Annotated in this window: 12 protein-coding genes; 6 read left to right on the top strand and 6 right to left on the bottom strand. The window is 67.3% G+C overall.

Translation table 11 applies throughout. The features are described 5' to 3' along the window. Positions 1 to 5 precede the first annotated feature (5 nt). Genes sucD through QIS99_RS25585 form a run of 5 tightly spaced genes read left to right on the top strand, consistent with a single transcriptional unit; the run spans position 6 to position 3,994 of the window. Positions 6 to 893 carry a succinate--CoA ligase subunit alpha gene (sucD, locus tag QIS99_RS25605; RefSeq protein ID WP_282516005.1) on the top strand — a complete coding sequence of 296 codons (888 nt, stop codon included), beginning with the start codon at positions 6 to 8 and terminating at the stop codon, positions 891 to 893. Further along, the gene (locus tag QIS99_RS32215) at positions 890 to 1,165 is read left to right on the top strand and encodes a DUF6457 domain-containing protein (protein WP_349017327.1); all 276 of its coding nucleotides are present in this window, start codon (positions 890 to 892) and stop codon (positions 1,163 to 1,165) included. The genes sucD and QIS99_RS32215 overlap by 4 nt, the downstream gene beginning before the upstream one ends. Positions 1,166 to 1,180: 15 nt before the next feature. Continuing rightward, the gene (locus tag QIS99_RS25595) at positions 1,181 to 2,275 is read left to right on the top strand and encodes a Re/Si-specific NAD(P)(+) transhydrogenase subunit alpha (RefSeq protein ID WP_282516004.1); all 1,095 of its coding nucleotides are present in this window, start codon (positions 1,181 to 1,183) and stop codon (positions 2,273 to 2,275) included. Then, positions 2,272 to 2,607, top strand: coding sequence for an NAD(P) transhydrogenase subunit alpha (locus QIS99_RS25590; RefSeq protein WP_282516003.1), 336 nt, complete (start codon positions 2,272 to 2,274; stop codon positions 2,605 to 2,607). Before QIS99_RS25595 ends, QIS99_RS25590 begins: the two co-directional genes overlap by 4 nt. Beyond that, on the top strand, positions 2,600 to 3,994 hold the full coding sequence (locus QIS99_RS25585; RefSeq protein WP_282516002.1) for an NAD(P)(+) transhydrogenase (Re/Si-specific) subunit beta: 1,395 nt from the start codon (positions 2,600 to 2,602) through the stop codon (positions 3,992 to 3,994). Before QIS99_RS25590 ends, QIS99_RS25585 begins: the two co-directional genes overlap by 8 nt. A 503-nt stretch (positions 3,995 to 4,497) precedes the next feature. On the opposite strand, the gene QIS99_RS25580 is transcribed toward QIS99_RS25585, so the two are convergent. The 6 genes from QIS99_RS25580 to QIS99_RS25555 form a co-directional block, all read right to left on the bottom strand. Further along, a complete protein-coding gene (locus QIS99_RS25580) occupies positions 4,498 to 5,133 on the bottom strand; it encodes a TetR/AcrR family transcriptional regulator (protein WP_282516001.1) in 636 nt (211 codons plus the stop codon). 105 nt (positions 5,134 to 5,238) lie between these two features. Next, a complete protein-coding gene (locus QIS99_RS25575) occupies positions 5,239 to 6,429 on the bottom strand; it encodes an acetyl-CoA C-acyltransferase (protein ID WP_282516000.1) in 1,191 nt (396 codons plus the stop codon). A 3-nt stretch (positions 6,430 to 6,432) separates the two neighbouring features. Next, entirely contained in the window at positions 6,433 to 7,236 is an 804-nt protein-coding gene (locus QIS99_RS25570) for an SDR family oxidoreductase (protein WP_282515999.1), read from the bottom strand. Next, on the bottom strand, positions 7,233 to 8,714 hold the full coding sequence (locus QIS99_RS25565) for an AMP-binding protein (RefSeq protein ID WP_282515998.1): 1,482 nt from the start codon (positions 8,712 to 8,714) through the stop codon (positions 7,233 to 7,235). Before QIS99_RS25565 ends, QIS99_RS25570 begins: the two co-directional genes overlap by 4 nt. Next, positions 8,711 to 10,081 carry an MFS transporter gene (locus QIS99_RS25560; RefSeq protein ID WP_282515997.1) on the bottom strand — a complete coding sequence of 457 codons (1,371 nt, stop codon included), beginning with the start codon at positions 10,079 to 10,081 and terminating at the stop codon, positions 8,711 to 8,713. The genes QIS99_RS25565 and QIS99_RS25560 overlap by 4 nt, the downstream gene beginning before the upstream one ends. Positions 10,082 to 10,097: 16 nt before the next feature. Next, positions 10,098 to 10,985 carry an SDR family NAD(P)-dependent oxidoreductase gene (locus QIS99_RS25555; protein ID WP_408909634.1) on the bottom strand — a complete coding sequence of 296 codons (888 nt, stop codon included), beginning with the start codon at positions 10,983 to 10,985 and terminating at the stop codon, positions 10,098 to 10,100. Between the two features lie 419 nt (positions 10,986 to 11,404). On the opposite strand from QIS99_RS25555, the gene QIS99_RS25550 reads away from it, so the two are divergent. After that, on the top strand, positions 11,405 to 11,731 hold the full coding sequence (locus tag QIS99_RS25550; RefSeq protein ID WP_282515995.1) for a hypothetical protein: 327 nt from the start codon (positions 11,405 to 11,407) through the stop codon (positions 11,729 to 11,731). Positions 11,732 to 11,802: the final 71 nt, after the last annotated feature.

Raw genomic sequence — 11,802 nt, 5'->3', positions numbered from 1 at the left:
AGGCGATGGCCATCTTTCTGACCGAACACAGCAAGGTGATCGTCCAGGGCATGACCGGCGCCGAAGGCATGAAGCACACCGCCAAGATGTGCGCCGCCGGAACGACCGTCGTCGGTGGTGTGAACCCCCGTAAGGCCGGTCAGAAGGTCGATGTCGGCGGCACACCCGTCCCGGTCTTCGGCACGGTGGCGGAGGCGATGGACGTCACCGGGGCCGATGTCTCCGTGGCGTTCGTGCCGCCCGCGTTCACCAAGGACGCCGTCGTCGAAGCGATCGACGCGGGTGTCGGCATGTGCGTCGTGATCACCGAGGGTGTCCCCGTTCACGATGCGGCCGCCATCTGGGCCCACACCACTGCGAAGGGCAACGTGACGCGCGTCATCGGCCCGAACTGTCCCGGCGTCATCAGTCCCGGCAAGTCCAACGCGGGCATCATCCCAGCGGACATCAGCGGTCCGGGACGGATAGGCCTGGTCTCCAAATCCGGCACGCTCACCTACCAAATGATGTACGAGCTGCGTGACATCGGGTTCTCCACCTGCGTCGGGATCGGCGGGGACCCGGTCATCGGCACGACCCACATCGACGCGCTCCGTGCCTTCCAGGACGACCCGGAGACCGACGTCATCGTCATGATCGGTGAGATCGGCGGCGATGCCGAGGAACGCGCCGCCGCCTACATCCACGAGCACGTCACGAAGCCAGTGATCGGCTACGTCGCCGGCTTCACCGCTCCGGAGGGCAAGACGATGGGCCACGCCGGTGCCATCATCTCCGGCTCTTCGGGTACCGCGCAGGCCAAGCGGCAGGCGCTGGAGGCCGCGGGCGTGCTCGTCGGAAGGACACCGAGCGAGGCCGCGACACTGGTCCGTCGCGTGGTGCAACGGCCATGAATCGACTGGACAGTTGGACCACTCGGGCGGCTGCCGAGCTCGGTCTGCGTGGGGACGTACTTGACCGCGACGCGCTGCTGGACCTCGCGTCGGTCGTGGCGCACCAGGTCGCACGGCCCGCCGCGCCGCTCACCACATACCTGCTGGGTGTCGCCGTCGGACGCGGCACAAGCCTGCCGGTCGCGGCCGAGACGATACGTGCTCTCGCGGCCGCCGTGCCGGCCTCCGGCGACACCACGCCGTCGACGGCGAAACGCCCTGCCCACTCATAGCCAGGAAGAAGAAACATGACGCTGATCGGAGTCCCTCGGGAGACCGCGACAGATGAATGCCGCGTCGCACTAGTGCCCAAGGTGGTCGAGCGGCTGCACGCCCTGGGACTCGCCGTGGTGGTCGAAGGCGGGGCCGGTGGTGGGGCGCTGATCCCCGACGCGAGTTACAAGGAAGCAGGAGCCACGATCGGTGATCCGTGGTCGGCTGACGTCGTGGTGAAGGTGAACCCACCCACGGCCCACGAGATCGGCCTGCTGAAACGAGGGTCCACCGTGGTCGGTTTCCTGGCGCCACGCACCAGTCCCGAGATCGCGGACGAACTGCGCCGGGCCGACGTCACCGGACTGGCGATGGAGGCAGTGCCCCGGATCTCCAGGGCGCAGTCCATGGATGCGCTCTCCTCCCAGGCCAACGTCGCCGGCTACAAAGCGGTCCTGCTCGCCGCAGAACGCTCCACCCGCTTCTTTCCCATGCTCACCACGGCCGCCGGAACGGTGAAGCCGGCAACCGTCCTCGTACTGGGCGTGGGAGTCGCGGGCCTCCAGGCGCTGGCCACAGCAAAGCGCCTGGGCGCACGCACCACCGGATTCGACGTGAGGCCGGAAGTCGCCGAACAGGTCCGGTCGCTGGGTGCGCAGTGGCTTGAGTTGGGCGTCGAGGCGGCCGGCGACGGCGGCTATGCCCGCGCACTGACCGCAGAGGAACAAGCAGAGCAGCAGAGGCGGTTGGCCGAGGCCATCTCCGGCTTCGACGCCGTGATCACCACCGCGCTCGTCCCGGGGCGCCCGGCACCGAGGCTGGTCACAGCCGAGGCCGTGCGGCAGATGCGGCCCGGCAGCGTGGTCGTCGATCTTGCTGGGGACACCGGCGGCAACTGCGAACTCACCGTTCCCGGCGAGACGGTGGTGCGGCACGACGTCACTGTCTGCTCACCCCTGAACCTGCCGGCGACGATGCCCGAGCATGCCAGCGAGCTGTACGCCCGCAATGTGCAGGCACTGCTCGAACTCATGGTGGCCGACGGAGAGTTCAAGCCGGACTTTTCCGACGAGATCCTCGCCGCGTGCCGCGTGACAGAAAACAGTGACCAGTTGACGGAGACCCGATGATGCTCCTTGCCTACCTGGCGATCCTGGTGCTGGCCGGCTTCGTCGGCCACGCCGTGATCTCCAAGGTTCCCAACACCCTGCACACCCCCCTGATGTCCGGTACCAATGCGATCCACGGCATCGTCCTGCTCGGCGGCCTGGTCCTCGCCCGCACCGCGTCGAGCGTGTTCGACCAGGTGCTCATGGTCGTCGCCATCGCCTTCGGCACCATCAATGTGGTCGGCGGTTTCCTGGTGACGGACCGGATGCTCGGAATGTTCAAGAGGAAGCCGAACAGCGGTACCGAAACCGCCGCTACGGCCGGAGCAGCAAAGGTGGTTGGCCATGAGTGAGCTGATCACGATTCTCTACATCATCGCGTTTTCCTTGTTCATCCACGGGCTCGCGGGTCTGACCGGGCCGCGTACGGCAGTACGCGGCAATCTCACGGCAGGCATCGGCATGGTGATCGCCGTCGTGGCCACCCTGTTGACCCCGGGGATGCGGAACTGGTGGCTGATCGTGCTCGGCCTGGTGATCGGGACGGTGGTCGGGGTGCCCGCGGCGCGACGCGTGAAGATGACCGCCATGCCGCAGATGGTGGCCCTGTTCAACGGAGTCGGCGGCGGGGCCGTCGCCCTGATTTCATGGGTGGAGTTCCGGCACAGCCACGGCTACGCGACAGTGGCCGAGTATGTCACCGTCACCTCGCTGTTCGCCGCAATCGTCGGCTCGGTGTCGTTCTGGGGATCGCTGATCGCCTTCGGCAAGCTGCAGGAGATCCTGCCCGGCAGGCCGATCAGCCTCGGCCGGGGCCAACAGCTGCTCAACCTGGTCCTGCTCGTCCTCTCGGTCGGATGTGCAGTAGCCATAGGTTCCGGAATGAACCAGGGATCCGAGCTTCTCATCGTCGGGCTCCTGGCCGCGTCGGCGGTGCTCGGTGTGATGGTGGTGCTACCGATCGGTGGTGCTGACATGCCGGTGGTGATCTCGCTGCTGAACGCGCTGACGGGGCTGTCCGCCGCGGCCACCGGCCTGGCGCTGGACAACACGGTGATGATCGTGGCGGGCATGATCGTCGGTGCGTCCGGCACCATCCTGACCAACCTGATGGCCAAGGCGATGAACCGGTCGATTCCTGCCATCATCGCTGGAGGGTTCGGTGGAACGGGTGCCGCAGCGGGCCCGGGTGACGGGCCGGCGGATCAGACGGTCCGGCAGACCAGTGCCGCCGACGCGGCGATTCAGATGGCCTACGCGAGCCAGGTGGTCGTCGTTCCCGGCTACGGCATGGCCGTGGCACAGGCTCAGCACGCCGTGCGCGAGATGGCCGGCCTTCTTGAGCAGCGCGGTGTGGAGGTGAAGCACGCCATCCACCCGGTTGCCGGGCGGATGCCGGGGCACATGAACGTGCTGCTTGCCGAAGCCGACGTGCCGTACAAACAGCTCAAGGAGATGGATGAGATCAACGGAGAGTTCGGCCGGACCGATGTGGTCCTCGTGATCGGTGCCAACGACGTCACCAACCCCGCCGCCCGCTCAAATCCCAGCTCGCCCATCTACGGGATGCCGATCCTCGACGTGGACCACGCACAGTCCGTCATCGTACTCAAACGCTCGATGAACCCCGGATTCGCCGGCATTGAGAACGAGTTGTACTACGACCGAAAGACATCGATGCTCTTTGGTGACGCGAAGTCCTCCGTGGCCGAGATCACCGAGGAACTCAAGGTCCTGTGAATTAGGGGTACGGCCAGACATCCGGCCACGCACCGTACGGTGTTGAAAGGGCGGCGGCGGCACTCGTCTGACACCACTTGGCCCTACGCCTGTGCGCTGTCCCCATGTACACAGCCACTTCGGATCGACGGAGCGTCTCACCGCCGCCCGGCTGGACAAATCAGGGAAAGATGCAGCGCCCGCCCAGAGGGTGGGCGCTGCGGCTTCGTTGATCGAAACGGTTCCAGACGTCGTTCAGGTGAGCAGCGCCTCTCGTGCGAGTTCCACATGCGCCACGCCTGCCCTGTCTACGCTCTGCGCGCACCGCACCGGCGAGCCTCGGTGGTCTCGTGCTGCTTGCTCTTCCTCCACCCAGGCCCGTTGGAACTCGACGGTTGCCGTTCCGAACCTGAGGGCGGCGTTTTCTGCTGGTCAGGCATAGGGCCGGGGTCCTGGTGGGAGTGGTGGCCTGTCGTGTCATCCCGCGTGGGCGGCTACCTGCTGCAATGGCACTCTGGCGGCTCCTACTGGTCGAGGCCGCCGATCACGAGGTCGGCAATCCGTACCGCCAGGTCGTGGAGTTCGGCGGTGGTCTGGCCCGGTCGCGGCTGGAACCACATGTCGGTGGCGTTGAGGCAGCTCAGCAGTACCCGTGCAGCCAGCTTCGGGTCCTCGGCGCGCAGGGTTCCGTCTGCCATGCCCTCAGTCACCACGTGCCGGAACATCAACTCGTAGTCCTCGCGCGTGCGGTTGAGCTCTGCGAGCCTTTCGAGTTGCCGGGGCTTGAGTGCGGTTGTGGCCTGGCCGTGCACGCCCTGGTGGATCGTGTTGTGGTAGCCCGGGTAGACCATCAGGTTCTCGATGTGCGCGACGGCCATGGCCCTGAGGCGGTCGCGGCCGGTGCCGGGGCTCTCCGCCAATGGTTCAACGGCTTCGCGGACTTTCCGCATGCCGTGTTCGTACACGGCCAGGAAGATGTCGAACTTGGACCGGAAGTAGTAGTAGACCCGTCCCTTGGTGGCGTCGATTGCATCGGCGATGTCGTCGACGGTGGTGCGTGTGAAGCCCTGGCGTTGGAAGACGTCCGCGGCGGCGTCGAGGATGATGGTGCGGGCTGCGTCGTGCGCTCCTGCATCGACCCCGAATTGTTCAGTTTTCATACGTCTTTCTCCAGGAACGATGCCGTGGCCGGCGCTTCGACGCAGCATAGCCGTGCCCGATTCTGCGCTGGCCGGTGGCGCGGCCATGCGTAGTGCTCTACGGGTCTAGAGCTCGAAGAGTCCGGCCGCGCCCATGCCACCGCCGATGCACATCGTGATCACGACGTACCGGGCTGACCGGCGTCGCCCTTCGCGGAGCGCGTGCCCGACCATCCGGGCGCCGCTCATTCCGTAGGGATGGCCGATGGCGATCGCGCCGCCGTTGACGTTGTACTTCTCCGGGTCGATGCCCAGCCGGTCGCGGCAGTACAGGGCCTGCGAGGCGAAGGCTTCGTTCAGTTCCCACAGGTCGATGTCGTCGACTCCGAGCCCGTGCTGCCTGAGGAGTTTCGGAATCGCGAACACCGGACCGACGCCCATCTCGTCCGGTTCACATCCGGCGACCGCGATGCCCCGGTAGGTGCCGAGGGGTGCAACGCCGCGCCTGGTCGCTTCGCCGGCTTCCATGAGTACGACCGCGGCGCCGCCGTCGGACAGTTGCGAGGCGTTGCCGGCCGAGACCGTGGCCGCATGACCGGGACGGTCCGGCAGCACGGCCCGGAGCGAGGCAAGGCCCTCGGTCGTAGTCGATGGGCGGTTGCCCTCATCCAGCTCAAGCCGGAAGTCCTCGACGGCTGGTTGGCCGTCGGCACCGGTGACCAGCTTGGTGCCGGAGAAGGGCACGATCTCGTCGGCGAACAGCCCGGCCTTCTGGGCAGCCACGGTGCGGCGCTGTGATTCCAGGGCGTACGCGTCCTGCGCCTCGCGGGAGATGCGGTAGCGCTCGGCCACGTTCTCTGCGGTCTCCAGCATGGAGACGTACACGTCATGGCCGTGCTCCATGAGCCACGGATCCTGTGCACGGAAGGAATTGCGGTGGTCGTTCTGCACCAGGCTGATGGACTCGACTCCGCCGCCGACCGTGATCTGCAGGCCGTCCGTGACGATCTCCTTGGCCGCGGTGGCGATGGCCATGAGGCCGGATGCGCACTGGCGGTCGACGCTCATGCCGGGCACCGTGACCGGAAGTCCCGCGCGCAGCGCGGCCTGCCGAGCCACGTTGTAGCCGGTGGAGCCCTCCTGCATCGCGCAGCCGAGAACTACGTCTTCCACTTCACCGGGTTCCACGCCTGCCCGCTCCACTGCGGCGGCGATGGCGTGTGCCGCCAGGGTCTGTCCCTGGGTGTCGTTGAACACCCCGCGGTATGCCCGGCCGATCGGGGTTCGAGCGGTGGACACCACTACTGCTTCACGCATGATTCAGGCTTCCTGGGTCGGGTCGAGGGCGACGGACATGGTCGTGGTGAGTCCGCCGTCGACCGGGATGACGGTGCCGGTGATGTACGAACCGGCCCGGGAGAGGAGGAAGGTGACGACGCCGGTGAGGTCGTCCGGATGCCCGATCCGGCGCAGCGGGTTGGCGGCGGCGATCGCGTCGCCCCGCTCCTTGAGCGCCCACTTCATCATCTTGGTCGGGAACGGCCCGGGCGCGATCGCGTTGACCAGGATCGACGGCGCCAGGTTCGCCGCCATGTGCCGGGTCAGGTGGTGGATCGCGGCCTTGGCTGCCGAGTACGAGTAATTCTCGTAGTTCGGGACCGCCAGTCCGTCGATCGACCCGATGTTGATGATCCGCGCCGGTGCCCCGCCGGCCGCCGCGGCTTCCAGCATGGGGCGGGCCAGCTTGGCGAGGACGAACGGTGTCTTGACGTTGACTCCGAGGACCTTGTCCCAGGCTGCGTCGGGGAATTCATCGAAGGGCGCTCCCCAGGTGGCGCCCGCGTTGTTCACCAGTGCGTCGAGGTGGTCGGTGTCCGCGGCCACGGCATCGATCAGGTCGCGGCAGCCCTGTTCGGTGGCGATGTCGGCGGCGTACGCGTGGACTTCTCCAAATTCGGACAGCGCGTGGGCGGCTTCGTCCGCCGCCTCCGGCTTCCGGGTGGATATGTGGACGACGGCGCCGGCGCGCAACAGGCCCTCCGCGATCATCCGGCCGATGCCGCGGGCGCCGCCGGTGATCAGGACCTTCTTGCCGGAGACGTTGAACAGATCGGGTGTGCTCATGGCGAGACCTTCGTGATGCGTTCGGCGCGCAGTGCCGATCGCCGGACCTTGCCGGCATCGTCGCGCAGGGACTGATGGACCAGTTCGATGGTCGCGGGCTGCTTGTACCGGGAGAGCCGGTCGGCGAGGAAGCCGCGCAGCTCTGCCTCGGTGGCACCCCCTGATTCCGGTGTTTGCACGATCGCGTGCAGGCGGTTGCCGGTATCGGCGTCGGGCAGACCGATCAGCACAGCGGTCAGCACCTGCTCGTGCTCGATCAGGGCGGCCTCGACCTCGGCCGGGTACACGTTCACACCACCCACGGTGATCATGTCGGAACGACGATCATGCAGATAGAGGTAGCCGTCGGCGTCGAACCGTCCCATGTCGCCGAGCGAGGACCAACCGTCGCGCGTGTGCGGCTCGGCGCCGATGTAGTAGTACGTGGCGTCGGTCCCCGGGGAGACCCGCATGAAGACTTCACCGGAGGTCTCCGGGGAGGTGATCTCGTTGCCGTCGGGATCGAGCAGCTTCATCTCACCCCAGGTGACCTGACCCACCGAACCGACATGCGCAAGCCACTCGTCGCCGCGGATGGTGCAGCCGGCCTCGGCTTCGGTTCCGGCGTACAGCTCCCAGAGCCGCTCCGGCCCCAGCCATTCGATCCATTTCCGCTTCAGCCATGCGGGGCAGGGTTCGGCGCAATGCCAGGCCGAGCGCAGGGAGTGGAGCGAATACCTGCGCCGTACCTCGTCCGGAAGGGCCATGATCCGGCGCATCATGGTGGGTACCAGATACACCCAGGTCACCTCGTATTCATCGATGGTGGCCAGGGTGCGTTCGGCGTCGAATCTGGTCAGCAGGGTCACCGATCCGCCGAGGAAGATCGTCGACATTGCGGTCCCGAACGGCGCGTTATGGTGCAGCGGTGCGGTGATCAGCGAGTGGTCACCGGGCTCGATGCCCCACACGTCCGGGTCGAAGCCAGAGGTCACTGCCGGGCGCCCGGAGATGATGATCTTGGGCCTCCCCGTGGAGCCGCCAGAGGTGGGCGCCTTCCATGACGTCGCGAGTCGTGGCTCCATGTCGGCGTCGGGCTGTCCGTCGCTCAGATCCAGGACGGTGACCGCACCGGCCGGATCATCCACTGGACCGTCCGGTTCGACGACCACGACGGCCGGCGCCCCGATCTTGAGGATGGCATCGCGTTCGGCCGGAGTCGTGCGGGGCGAGAGGACCTGCGGAGTGGCCCCGGCCTTGTAGCAGGCGAACACGGAGACGATCAGATCGGTGGAGTTGGGCAGCAGCAGGGTCACGATCCGGCCGGGCGCCGCTCCTGCGGCGATCAGCCCCCGCGCCATGCTGTTACTGCGTCGATACAGCTGTTCCCACGTCAGGGTGTCTGCATCGGCGCGTACTACGACGGTGTCGCCCATGTCGGCGGCATACGTCTTCGGAATCTCGGACAGCGGGAAACCGTCCTCGGGGCGGAAAGTCACAGCCGGACCTCCGGCTCACGCCCGGCAACGGGCTCCTGGCGACCGACGACGCTCTCGGCTGCCGCGGTCTTGTCGTCCTCGTGGCGCAGCGCCCGGTGCAGGGCCACTGCGAGAACGCCACCGATGAGGGACACGACGATCACGATGTAGAAGCCTGAGGCCGGATCCTTGGACTCGGACTCAGCGATTCCGAACAGATACGGGCCGACGAAACCGCCGGTCAGGCCAAGGGTGTTGATGAACGCCAGGCCCGCGGCGGCCACCACTCCGGACATCCGGGCCATGGCCACCGCCCAGAAGATCGGCAACGTGCCGATCATCAGCACCGCAAGCACGCCTATCAGCAGGATGCGGATCACGGGCGAGGGGACCGCGAGGAAGACCGCTGCCCCCACTCCGCAGCCCACGGCCAGGGCGCCGATGGTGAACGCCTCGCGGGGCCGGCGACGGAAGAGCGCCGGCATGAGCAGCACGCCGATGGTTCCGCCGATGCCGGTCACACCGCTGAGTAGACCGATGAGGAAGGAACCGCTGATGCCGAGCGACTCGATGATCGACGGCACGTTAAAGGTGACGCCGTTGATGGTGATCTGGTTGAAGAAGTAGATCAGCCCGATGAGCAGAAGGAACGGCCGGCCGAATGCCTTCCCCATGTTGCCGCGGAGAGAATGCCCACCGTCCGCGTCCGCACCGGCGCCCGCCCGCTCGGTCAGGGCGGCCGCCTCCTGCGCCGTGAGCCACTTCGCGTCCGCGGGCTGCTCGGGCAGAACCACGAGAACGACGAGCCCCACGACCATGGTGACCAGCCCCTCGATCAGGAACATCCACTGCCAACCCTGCAGACCGCCCAGGGAGTCGAGCTCCATCAGGCCGCCACCGAGCGGACTCCCGAGGAAGATCCCCAACGTGGCTGCGAGGTAGATGTAGCCGATCGCTGTCGCCCGGTCCTTCTGGGCGAACCACTGCGTCACCATGAACATCATCGCCGGATACAGGCCGGCCTCGGCTGCGCCGAGCGCGATCCGCCCGATGTAGAAGGTCACCTCGTTGCTGATGAACATCATCAGCGCGGTGACCATGCCCCACGTGATCGCGATCCGGGCGATCCAGCGCCGCGGCCCCACCCGGTACATGATCAGGTTGCTGGGCACCTCAAGGAAGGCATACGTGACGAAGAACAGCCCGGCGCCGAGACCGAAGGCAGCGACGCTGACCCCGACATCCGCCTGCAGATGAGTCTTCGCCAGCGCGATGTTCGTACGGTCGACGTAGGACATGAAGTAGGCGAGGCACAGGATCGGCACCAGCCGCAGCATCGCCTTCCGGGTCGCCGTGGCGTGGATGCGCCCGGCGGTGGTCATCGGCATCAGGACACTCCAGAGATCAGGCCGGGATTTCCGCGCTCGCGCGTTCCGCCAACTCCACGTACAGGTTCGTCTGGTCGAAGGCGGACCCCAGCGTGTGCGGGTCACTGACGTCGGAGATCTCGTCCCAGCGGGCCGCAATGTGCTCCGCGGTGCGTTCCGCCTCGGGCAGGAAGACGGGGCTGGCCTCCAGCATTCGCGACACCGCGAAGACGCCTGCCCCGGCACCGAGGACCACGCCGTTCGGCGCCTGCTCGGATACCAAGAAGACCGCACCCGGAGCGATGGTCTCCGGCCCGAGCTTGGCGGCGTCCTCGTCCGAGATCAGCCCGTCCGTCATCCGGGTTGCGGCGGTAGGCGCCAAGGCGTTCACCCGGATGCCTTTGCGCTCCCCCTCGATGGCGAGCACGTTGGTCAGGCCCACCAGCGCTGACTTGGCCGCGCCGTAGTTCGCCTGCCCGAAGTTGCCGTAGATCCCGGACGCCGACGTGGTCATCAGAATCCGGCCGTAGCCCTGCGCGACCATGTGCGGCCAGACCGCCTTGGTGCAGTTCACCGAACCCATGAGGTGGACGTCGACCACCTTGCGGAAGTCCGCCAGATCCATCTTGGCGAAACTCTTGTCCCGCAGGATTCCAGCGTTGTTGATGAGGATGTCGACCCGGCCCCAGCGCTCCACGGCGCCGTCGACCATCTCCTGAACCGCGGCGACATCGGTGATGTCGGCCTCGCAGGCAACCGCCTCGCCGCCGGAACCGACGATCTCGGCCACCACTGCCGCGGCCCCCGAACCGTCACCGTCGACGTCGTTGACGACCACCTTCACTCCGCGTTCGGCGAGGGCGAGCGCATGCGCCCGCCCCAGGCCCCCGCCCGCCCCGGTGACGATCGCTACCTGTCCAGCCAACCCAACCACTGCAATACTCCCTCTGACCAGCAATACTACGGCGTATCATGTGGTCTGGGTCGCTAAAGGTCAAGGGTTCTGCCGCGTCATGACTTCGGGCCGCGTCGACGAGCCCGCCCGGCAGCGACCGAAGCGACCCAGACCAACTCGACGCCGAACAGGCTGAGTACGAGCGCCACAAGGCGGCGCACCTCCGTTCTCTGGAGCGTGACCCGCTCAGCTCGGCGAGCGCCCGCCTCGGTGTCGCTCGCGATCCTTGACACAATGCGTGCCGTCGAGGCCGCGCTCACCACGCGACGTGCAGCGCACCCCTTCGGGCATGCCGTCTGCGCGCCGCGCCACCTACACGAGCGAGCGGGAGGCGCGCACGCCTGGCGCACAAGGACCGGCGGCGCCAAGCCACCCTGGCCCAAGCCGACTTGGCGGACCCGAAGCGATGGCGGCACACCGGCCACCGCGACGCCGTACGGACCGCCCTGTGGCTCCTCGCCCGCGTCGAGCACCAGCCCGGCCCCTGCGCGCCCATCACGCCAGCGCACGCGCGCCGCATCGAGACCGTCGGGCCCGGCGCCGCAGACCGAGTGGAGCGCGCCCTCGACATCGCCTCGCAGCGCCGCACCATCGAGCGGCCGTGCCCATGCGGAGGCGCCATCGACGTCCACGGCGGTGAAGGACGAACCCCGGTGGCGCACTGCACCGGGTGCGGGCACATCTGGACCGAGGGTGGTCTCCTGGGCGCGGCCTAGGTGTATTGGCTCGCAGGGAGACGCCCTGAGGAGGAGTGAGATGCCCCGCGGGGCATCTCACTGCTCCTCGG

Origin of the sequence: Streptomyces solicavernae (assembly GCF_029968095.1) — a bacterium.
Classification (GTDB): domain Bacteria; phylum Actinomycetota; class Actinomycetes; order Streptomycetales; family Streptomycetaceae; genus Streptomyces; species Streptomyces solicavernae.
The sequence above is the reverse complement of the archived record's forward strand: the minus strand, read 5'-3'. Positions and strand labels throughout refer to the sequence as shown.

Bases quoted from the DNA above. Each gene is read 5' to 3' on its own strand.
- sucD (WP_282516005.1), top strand. From the start codon at position 6: ATGGCCATCTTTCTGACCGAACACAGCAAGGTGATCGTCCAGGGCATG.
- QIS99_RS32215 (WP_349017327.1), top strand. From the start codon at position 890: ATGAATCGACTGGACAGTTGGACCACTCGGGCGGCTGCCGAGCTCGGT.
- QIS99_RS25595 (WP_282516004.1), top strand. From the start codon at position 1,181: ATGACGCTGATCGGAGTCCCTCGGGAGACCGCGACAGATGAATGCCGC.
- QIS99_RS25590 (WP_282516003.1), top strand. From the start codon at position 2,272: ATGATGCTCCTTGCCTACCTGGCGATCCTGGTGCTGGCCGGCTTCGTC.
- QIS99_RS25585 (WP_282516002.1), top strand. From the start codon at position 2,600: ATGAGTGAGCTGATCACGATTCTCTACATCATCGCGTTTTCCTTGTTC.
- QIS99_RS25580 (WP_282516001.1), bottom strand. From the start codon at position 5,133: ATGAAAACTGAACAATTCGGGGTCGATGCAGGAGCGCACGACGCAGCC.
- QIS99_RS25575 (WP_282516000.1), bottom strand. From the start codon at position 6,429: ATGCGTGAAGCAGTAGTGGTGTCCACCGCTCGAACCCCGATCGGCCGG.
- QIS99_RS25570 (WP_282515999.1), bottom strand. From the start codon at position 7,236: ATGAGCACACCCGATCTGTTCAACGTCTCCGGCAAGAAGGTCCTGATC.
- QIS99_RS25560 (WP_282515997.1), bottom strand. From the start codon at position 10,081: ATGCCGATGACCACCGCCGGGCGCATCCACGCCACGGCGACCCGGAAG.